This window comes from Clostridium tyrobutyricum (assembly GCF_019144085.1).
Classification (GTDB): Bacteria; Bacillota; Clostridia; order Clostridiales; family Clostridiaceae; genus Clostridium_B; species Clostridium_B tyrobutyricum_A.
This window is the reverse complement of the sequence record NZ_JAHHUY010000054.1, coordinates 1-8,346: the sequence shown is the minus strand read 5'-3', so window position 1 is coordinate 8,346 and position 8,346 is coordinate 1. Positions and strand designations below refer to the sequence as shown.

Here is an 8,346-nt window from a genome sequence, read left to right as displayed (position 1 = left end):
TACCACATAGTTCTTATAAAACCCCAAATTCAAAAAAATCGTCAAGCCTTATTTTATCTAGCTTTCTAGGTTCAATAAAACCCATTAATTTAATATATTTGCAGTAAACCACAAGTAGTGCATATTAAAATATTAAAAAATCATTCTTATCCATTTAATATCAACACTTAAACTGTATTTTATAAAAAAGAGGTTCACTGCAAAGTTCTAAATAAACATATCATCATAATTTTTTTCCATTCCTATTATATCTTTCGTTATATTTTTAGGATTCTGCACTCTATAAATATAAATCGAATCTTCTGCCCTTACAGTATTTCTACTTATTTCAGATAAACACCTATGCAGTTTGGATTCACTTATATCTCCCTCAAAAACAGAGTTTTGTGTCCATGTCAAATACTTTTTTACAATTTTTCTTATCCTATTTACCCTTTTCTCTCCAATATCATATGTTAATATAACAAAAATAATCACCACCACGCTTTCAAAGGCTTATACAATTCATCTCCAATAAAATATTTTATAAGTTTATAGCATTCCAACTTTATAAAATTTCTATAAGACACATTTCTTTTTAAACTCCTGTGCTTAACTGTCGTTGAAAGTTTATTTTCATATTCCTTTATAAATTTCTTTCTTCCTCTATCATTTAAAAAACATATATCTTCATGAATATCAAAATCTTTCATTGTGATCATTCTATTATTAATAACATAAAATATAAGTGGATCGATTATTAAAGGTTTAAATATTTCTGATATGTCAAGGCATAGAGAAAACCTCTTCGTAGAAGGTTCATGCAAAAAACTTATTGTTGGGTCTAGTTGAGTTTTATATATTTCGCCTAAAACTGTTGTATACATCATACTGTTTCCAAAAGAAATCAATGCATTTAATGGATCTGTAGGAGGTCTTTTCTCTCTTTTTTTAAAACAAAAGCCATTTTTTAGTATATAATTATAGACAGAATAATAAGCATTTCTCATTCTCCCTTCCGCACCCATTAGTTGACTTATATCTTTAGATGATACTACATTAATTCTTTCTCCATCTACTTTAGTCATTATTTCCTCTGTATATTGCTTATGTTTTCTTAAATTTCTCAATATGTGATGAGCAGCGCTATCAATAAAACATTTAGCTATATACAACCTCTTATCTTTTTTATTATAAAAGTCAGCTTGGCGGGTAATTAAATATCCAGATACATTCTTTTTTCTTGGGTAATAACTTCCTGAATAAAATCCATAATAATTATAAAAATTTACTATAACTCCATACTTACTTATAAAATTAAAGAACTTAGTATTCAAAGTTATTTCTCCAAATAAATGCAACCTTTCTATAGCTTCTATTGGTATATCCTTTGATAAATTTTTTCCATCAGTAAAATGTATTGTATTTTCTCTTCTTTTTATTTGACCATTTGTGAATATATAATAATCTTTACCCATTTTCATTCAACCTCCTGTATAAAACAAAATTGATAGTAGGCACATTTTTTACAATATGGATACTTAATAATTTTAGGAGGGTTTTCTTGACTCAAAAGTTTATTTATATCTATAAGTGTACTTTCTATTTTAAGTTCAGATTCTTTATCCAATTCAACTGTCTCATTTTTTCTCTCTTTAACATAATTTAGGACTCCTTTTTTCTGAATACCAAGTTTTTTTAAATAATATAAATAGTATAAAAGCTGCATTCTATCAACATCTCTCATCCTGCTAGTAATCTTTATCTCACGAATAAAGTCCTTATCCATTATATCCAACCTTAATATATCATCAATTAAAACTTCTCTAGTCTTTAACCTTGCATAAGAATCCTCATGTACAGTTTTTCCTTGCATAACCCTCTCACTGTTATTTTCCATAGTTATTCCCCTATTGAAAAGCCAAAGTTTTCTCCTACACACAAAATAATAGTTAAATTTTATTCCCTGAACTTTAAATTCTTCCAAATTAAATTTCATGATAATCACCCTATATAATTTGTTATATCTGAATCAAACAAAATTCCACTTTTCTCATCATACTCACATTCAATAACAAAAATCCTATCGCTAATACAACTTTTTACTATTTTATTTGAACATTTATATATTGGTACATCGGCTGTAAGTTTACTTATACTCCTGAATAATTTATTTTTATATTTTCTTCCTTCCTCAGATGAGGTATTCTTGAAATTCATAAATTTATCGATCAAATTCATATTATTATCGTAAACATTTCTAGGAATAACTGTAATTGAATCTATATTCCTCAATATTTTCTGTGCATTACCACCTGTAAGTTCATATTCTTGATTAGTATCCAATATATGCAATGCATTGCTGAATTCTTTATAAAATTCAGTATCTTTAAGATTTTCTTTTGTATAAAGCTTATCAACCAGATTAATTTTATCTCTTTCACTTAAAATACAATTATTATATTTTTTCAAGTATTCTAATCCCATATTAAATATTTCTTCGTCATATATAGTGCCTACGCCGCTGGCATCTTTCGTATAAATATATACATTGGGTTCATTAAGATCAAATTGTCTTTTCCTATAGCATCTTCCAAGTCTTTGAAATAAACTATCCAAAGTAGACAATTCAGTAAATAAATAATCAAAGTCAACATCAAGTGAGGCCTCAACTATCTGAGTTGTTATCCATAACCCACTAGTTATATCTTTACTATCAGCAAAATCTTTTATCTCTTTTTCAAGTCTAGATCTGTCTCTTTTTACAAATGCAGAATGTAGTAAATTTAAATTACCCAAATCATACTCTTTTAATAAGTCATATAATTCCACTGCCTTTTTTACAGTATTAACAATTACTAAAACCTTTTTATTTCTAGCTCTCTTTACTATTTCTTCAATATCATATTCAATTTCCTTATCTCTAAGTAAAATCTTGTGTCTCTCTTTATTCATAATAAATTTAGGTATATGTCCATTATTTTTAGTATTAAATTTAACTCCTCGTTCTGTCAAACAATCAGTATATATTTTGGGGAGAGTAGCTGTCATTATTAAAAATTTACCACCTATTTTATATATCATTTCTATACCCTTTACTATCGCTGCCGCTATTTTTGGAGTATATGACTGAATTTCATCTATGACAACTTTAGAGTACGCAAGAGTTGCATAAATTTTCTCGTATCCTTTATACTTGAATGGGAATTTAAATAACTGATCAATTGTAGTAAAGCTCAATTTCTTTGAAAAAAGCCTTGCGGATTCAACTAATTCTTCTGAATTTTCAAATCCATTTTCTTCAAGATAGTCTAAGCTTGTTGAATGAAGAAGTCCAGCCGATTTATATCCAATTTCATTGTTAATTCTTGAAAACAAGGCATTGAGAGTAACTCTTAATGGAAGTGTAAAAAATCCTTTATCATTATCAATCCACATAAGTGCAGATTCCGTTTTTCCCATTCCTGTAGATGCTATTAAAATTACATTGTCCTTTTTATTATCTTTACAAAATATTTGTACATTTCTTAGATTTCCAAAATTATTAGTTACATATTTTTGAGCTGATTCTCCAACATTATTTTCTCTATCCAATTCTATACTACTATGGGCAGAAGCTGAATGATCTATTCTATGCAACAAACCTTTTAACATAATATAATCATTGTATTCGTCTTTGTCTTCAGTTATCCTATTTTGAAAATCCATAAAACCAAATATTTTAGAAGATGGCTTATCTGGAATTTCAATTTTCATTTCTTCTCTTATTTTGCCAATATTATTCTTCAAATCAAGATTTATAGCCTCTTTAATTTCATTTAAGTTAGGTATTCTGTCTCTTTCATGATGGTAAGCTATGGCTTGTACAAGTATCTTTTTGAAGTTTCTATTTTTAAAAATATTATATTTATTATATGGAACTAAAGTTGGAGAAAGATAATTGTGTGGTATATCAGTGCTGTCTTTCTCCGGAATTTCCTCTTCTTTTAAAACCTTCCTTATTTTATTTTGAAATTGGGTATAGGATTTTCCAACATCATGATAAAGGATAGATATATTTAGCAGCTGCCAAAAATCATCTATATCCATATTTAACTTCTGTTCTATAATTTCTCCATATGTCTTCTTTAACTCTTCATAATTTTTAAGGAGTTCATCTGTATGATCTCTTATACTTTCTATAGGATCAGATTTTGCATATAACATTTAACCATCTCCATTATTTTTAACTATTAATCACTAAATGCAATCAATTCTTTTGGTTTATCTTCTTCAATCCAAACTAATCCTTCTGAAATTTCCTGATCAGTATTTGCATACAATACATCTGTCTTATTCCATATTCTCATTTCATTTACTTTCTCATACCAGTTATTTATTCTAAAATTCACTCCATGAAGCAAATCATAAGTTTGACTTTTAGGAATATAAATAGGATTTTTTATTGAAACTGCCTCATTATCATCGTCATCTATATCTACTTGCTTTGCCCATGTAAATTCAACATTATCTAACCTTGCTAAGTCTTCCCTTCTACCCAAGCTAACTACTTCATTTAAATTTTGAAAACCATAATATATCTTTTCAAGCAGTTTTTCTTCAGCAGAAACATGGATAATTAATTTTACATTAAAAAGCTGATGTATATTCATAGGCATAGTTGTTATATTCTTACTCTTATAAAAGTATATTGTCTGAAAGCTATTGAACTTACTTTCATAGCTGCCCTGAACTGAAACTTCCATTGGATAAGGCCTATCTGCATCAATAACCTTGTGCATAAGTCCCTTTATTGTAGAATATGGCGGCAGTGGGTAAGTTTCAGCTGCTTTAAAAGAAAATGGTTTTTTATAGCAAGCTGATTCTTGAAATATATTAAATTTAAGAACTTTTTTACGACTTTCCAATTTAATCACATCCCATAATATGATTTTACACCATTTTGAAGATTACCAAAAAATTTTTCAATAGAATAACTCTTATCTTTAAACACATCCATAAGTTCATTTTCATTGCCAAATATATCACTTACTATTCCAATAGAAGTTTTATCATCAATTGAAGTATCAAATATTTTTGTTTCAAGGGTCTGCTTCAAAATATCAGAATTTATACATGGTTTATTATTTTTATATTTAAGTTTTATTCTGCCTAAGAAAAATGGATTTGGAATATCATATATACCACCAACTATAAAAAGTGGTGCAAGATTTTCTTGTCTTCCTCTTATATTTCTGTTTAATACTTTGATTATACTTAAAAGCTGATTTACCCTTTTTTCTTTAATTTCATTTTTTAAATTTATACTTCCATCATTACCAATCTTGTCTAAATCAACTGTAATTGTATAAGTATAAAAGCTAAAATGCTGCTCAACATTTGCAAGATTAGGATGTTCCCCTATCCTGTCTGCCAATCCCTTATTATTTAAAAAATCCATATCGTTCCTATAAGGTTCAAGTGAAATAGCGTGACTAAACCTTACAACCGCACTTCTTATATTAGATCCACCTTTTTCATCGTCACTCTTTTTAGCTGTTTTCATATATCCAAATAAGTCCATCTCTTCTGAATCCTTTATTGTACAATCATCTCTAAATTGTACTGTTCCCTTACTTTTATCTACAACCTGCGTATTCCAGTTATAAAACATGCTTCCAAGCCTTACAATATCATATCTTAAGCACTGCCTTGATGCAAAAGTGTATAAATTGCCATCTCCTCTTGTCAATTTTTTAAGTTCAGATATATTAGCAATTCCCTCCCCGAAGTTTAAACTCTGTGCTTGAAAAATAACAGTTAAAGTTAATCCTTTACTCATTTTTATTTGCCTCCTCTGATTTTTTAAATGTTTCTTTAGATATAAGTCCAGATACAAAAGTCTGAGCTACCGACTCAAATTCTGAATTTTCTTTGGAAAAAATTTTAGAAAAAATCACCGGTACTTCTTTTTGTGCTGTCATATATGTCCTAAGTACAGCATCCATAAACTCATTTTTATTTCCAGTCCTAACTGAATTTAGCATTCTATAAGCTATACCGACTATTTTATTTTCTGAATTGTGCTCAGTAAAGTATTTGTTTATATCCTTTCCATTCTTATATATAAAAAATAAGGTTTTACTATTCATTTCATTTTCACCCTTTCTATATTTATTTAAATAGTATCTGCTCTTACATGCTATATAACAGTCAAAAGCACTATATCCACTTTTAATATCAATTCTTAATTTTCTATCAATTGAAAATTTAATATCTACATTTTTTAAAATCAAATCAACTATTTCAGATTTAAATTTTTCATCTTTTATACTGTTGAGTTCTTTACCTTTATATGTAAAAAACTTTGCTATAAACTCAGGGATATTAAAATAATTTAGTTTGCAGTTCTTACCATTAACGTCAAACTCAACAAACAGTATATTTTCAAGTTCCCATTTGCTTTCAATTCCAAGTTCCTGAACCATACTAAGTATAATTTCCTTGTATGGTGAATCTTCATCTTTTCTGTTATAAAAATTCTCATTTTGTTTGTACAATTTATGTATATCTGTATCCATATTTACAAATCCAAAATAAGTCTTATCCTTATAATCACCATCCATATAACTTTTAAATAAATCTGTAGCTCCTGCCGGTGTACAAAACAATATCAACTTACATACATTGCATATTGGAAATTTATTATTAAAATCCCAATATAAATTTTTTGCATTACTATTGCTTATGCCTAAAGGTACGAATATTTTTTCCTCAAAATCATCACCCAAAGATTTAAATTTATTACAAAGAGAACAATCATATAATTTTGAAGAATCTAATCCTTCTTTAATTGAATCTATATTTCCTGTTTTAGTGATTTTTTTGCTTACTCCTCTATAAAATTTTTCAAGGTTCTTATCCTTAAAACCTTTATCAAGGTTTAAATATTCTTCAATACATTTTTTAGCCTCATCCAAGTTATCTGCCTTATAAAAATCCATAAGCTTTCCCATTTCATATACAGGAATTATATAGTCTTTTTCTGCTATTTCTCTTTGTTCATTTAATCTTTTAGATGCAGCTGTCTTTTGAAGAAAGCTAGCCTGCCCAAAGTATTGATCAGATAAAATGCTTCTTACCTTATTTAATTTAAGTTTCTCTGAAATTTCTTCTCTAGATAAAACTTCTTCAAATTTTTTATATTGTTCATCTAGAATTTCAAACTTATCCTCACTTTTTACTTTTGAAATTTCATTAGATATCAATTTTAAGTCTTTTCCAGATTCATCTTTTTTAAATTTATTAGCTACATCCATTACTGTTTTTTTTAAGTATTTTATTCCATCCCTGTAGTCAGACTTTTTCTTAATATAAGCCTTCTGTACTTGATATCTTTTCAATCTATCTTTAGGTACATCATATCTTTTCATAAAGTAATCAAAATAATATTTTCCAAAATCTTTTAAAATACCACTGTCAAACTCAATATAATTTTCTTTTACAGTGATTTTTCTTAGGTTTTCTGAATCTTTAAGTATCCTCATGAAACCTACAATTCCCATATTATAAAACCAGTCATTTAAATATACTTTAATTTTCAACTTACACCACCTCTATCATTCCAAATCCCTGCGATCTTCTGAAACCAACACCTAGCATATAAATATCATTTAAATCTTTTACATCACCACATAGTTTAAATATTCCAGAGTAACTTTCAACACAATACACATCTTTACCAGATATTTTTTTGAATTTACTAATCTCCTCCTTGACAACTTTTTTCTCCATTAATACAGGTATAAATTCTAAATTTTCTCTAAGTCCATACCCTCTGTAATTTTCAAGTATCTTATTTTGAATATAATTAAATTCCCTGGAATATTCATCACTCTCAGTCGAAACCGATTTTCCATTTTTGTCTTTTAAAAAAATAGGCGATAATGTTTTAAAACACACTTTTCCTTTCGAAATATGTTTCTCGGGTTGCATTGATATCCTCATTTTATCCATATTATATATTTTCTTGTATGAAAATGACTTTTTCTTCAATATTCCATTATATAGCTTCATCATAAATTCAACATCTGGAGAAGATATATTTAAATCTACGGAATCATTGATCTTTATTTCATAACCATTAATTTTGTAATCTCTTAAGTAAACAGAAAATGTGAAATTTTTTGATTTTTTATTATATTTATCTCCAAAAAAATAAAGTTTATTTAAATATTCCTCGTCTTCTTCCTTAAGAGCTTCCTTTATCATGCTGACAAACATCATATGATATGCTATAGAAATTTTTTCTGTTTTAAAAGTACATTTAAATCTCATATAATCCACCTTCTTTCAAAAATTATTTATATAGCCTTGAGCATAACTCTA

At 27.5% G+C, this 8,346-nt stretch carries 8 protein-coding genes; all 8 read right to left on the bottom strand.

Features of this window, described 5'->3' with window-relative positions; all coding sequences use genetic code 11:
- Nucleotides 1-207: 207 nt before the first annotated feature.
- Genes cas2 through cas6 form a run of 8 tightly spaced genes read right to left on the bottom strand, consistent with a single transcriptional unit; the run spans nucleotide 208 to nucleotide 8,295 of the window.
- A complete protein-coding gene (gene cas2 / locus KM800_RS14665; protein WP_217813754.1) occupies nucleotides 208-471 on the bottom strand; it encodes a CRISPR-associated endonuclease Cas2 in 264 nt (87 codons plus the stop codon).
- Nucleotides 472-473: 2 nt separating this feature from the next.
- Nucleotides 474-1,457 (bottom strand): type I-B CRISPR-associated endonuclease Cas1b, encoded by a 984-nt coding sequence (gene cas1b / locus KM800_RS14660; RefSeq protein WP_217813753.1) that lies wholly within the window; start codon nucleotides 1,455-1,457, stop codon nucleotides 474-476.
- A 2-nt stretch (nucleotides 1,458-1,459) separates the two neighbouring features.
- Nucleotides 1,460-1,978: a CRISPR-associated protein Cas4 gene (gene cas4, locus KM800_RS14655; protein ID WP_217813752.1), complete on the bottom strand. Its 519-nt coding sequence runs from the start codon at nucleotides 1,976-1,978 to the stop codon at nucleotides 1,460-1,462.
- 5 nt (nucleotides 1,979-1,983) lie between these two features.
- Nucleotides 1,984-4,185, bottom strand: coding sequence for a CRISPR-associated helicase Cas3' (cas3, locus tag KM800_RS14650; protein WP_217813751.1), 2,202 nt, complete (start codon nucleotides 4,183-4,185; stop codon nucleotides 1,984-1,986).
- Nucleotides 4,186-4,211: 26 nt separating this feature from the next.
- Entirely contained in the window at nucleotides 4,212-4,886 is a 675-nt protein-coding gene (cas5b, locus tag KM800_RS14645) for a type I-B CRISPR-associated protein Cas5b (RefSeq protein WP_217813750.1), read from the bottom strand.
- 5 nt (nucleotides 4,887-4,891) lie between these two features.
- Complete coding sequence (gene cas7i / locus KM800_RS14640; RefSeq protein WP_217813749.1) at nucleotides 4,892-5,800, bottom strand: type I-B CRISPR-associated protein Cas7/Cst2/DevR; 909 nt, start codon at nucleotides 5,798-5,800, stop codon at nucleotides 4,892-4,894.
- A complete protein-coding gene (gene cas8a1 / locus KM800_RS14635) occupies nucleotides 5,793-7,562 on the bottom strand; it encodes a type I-B CRISPR-associated protein Cas8b1/Cst1 (protein WP_217813748.1) in 1,770 nt (589 codons plus the stop codon). The genes cas7i and cas8a1 overlap by 8 nt, the downstream gene beginning before the upstream one ends.
- 1 nt (nucleotide 7,563) lies before the next feature.
- The gene (gene cas6 / locus KM800_RS14630; RefSeq protein ID WP_217813747.1) at nucleotides 7,564-8,295 is read right to left on the bottom strand and encodes a CRISPR-associated endoribonuclease Cas6; all 732 of its coding nucleotides are present in this window, start codon (nucleotides 8,293-8,295) and stop codon (nucleotides 7,564-7,566) included.
- Between the last annotated feature and the right edge of the window lie 51 nt (nucleotides 8,296-8,346).

Coding starts and splice junctions, on each gene's coding strand:
- cas1b (WP_217813753.1), bottom strand. CDS start 1,457: ATGGGTAAAGATTATTATATATTCACAAATGGTCAAATAAAAAGAAGA.
- cas4 (WP_217813752.1), bottom strand. CDS start 1,978: ATGAAATTTAATTTGGAAGAATTTAAAGTTCAGGGAATAAAATTTAAC.
- cas3 (WP_217813751.1), bottom strand. CDS start 4,185: ATGTTATATGCAAAATCTGATCCTATAGAAAGTATAAGAGATCATACA.
- cas7i (WP_217813749.1), bottom strand. CDS start 5,800: ATGAGTAAAGGATTAACTTTAACTGTTATTTTTCAAGCACAGAGTTTA.
- cas6 (WP_217813747.1), bottom strand. CDS start 8,295: ATGAGATTTAAATGTACTTTTAAAACAGAAAAAATTTCTATAGCATAT.